The organism is Streptomyces pseudoechinosporeus, from assembly GCF_054783935.1.
In genome coordinates this window covers 1-411 of sequence record NZ_BAAGPS010000013.1, presented here as the reverse complement: position 1 = coordinate 411, position 411 = coordinate 1, and the positions used below count along the sequence as shown (strand labels likewise).

At 56.9% G+C, this 411-nt stretch carries 1 rRNA gene; it reads left to right on the top strand.

Annotated features, from left to right (window positions below):
• Positions 1-348: 348 nt before the first annotated feature.
• A 16S ribosomal RNA gene (locus ACYVO6_RS20240) occupies positions 349-411 on the top strand; the annotation flags it as partial.

Genomic DNA, 411 nt, shown 5'->3' with positions numbered 1-411 from the left:
GTACGTTTACGGCTCCGCCTGAACGGGAACCCGGCGCAACTGTGCATGGGGAACCAGCCCGAACGGGACGGGAATTCCGACCAAAATCTTCTGATAAAGTCGGAAACGCAAGACCGAAGGGAAGCCCGGAGGAAAGCCCGTGAGGGTGAGTACAAAGGAAGCGTCCGTTCCTTGAGAACTCAACAGCGTGCCAAAAATCAACGCCAGATATGTTGATACCCCGTCTCCGGCCGTTTGGTCGGGAACGAGGTTCCTTTGAAGAAAACACAGCGAGGACGCTGTGAACGGCCGGGCTTATTCCGCCCGGCTGTTCCGCTCTCGTGGTGTCGTCCCGACTACGGGAATACATTCACGGAGAGTTTGATCCTGGCTCAGGACGAACGCTGGCGGCGTGCTTAACACATGCAAGTC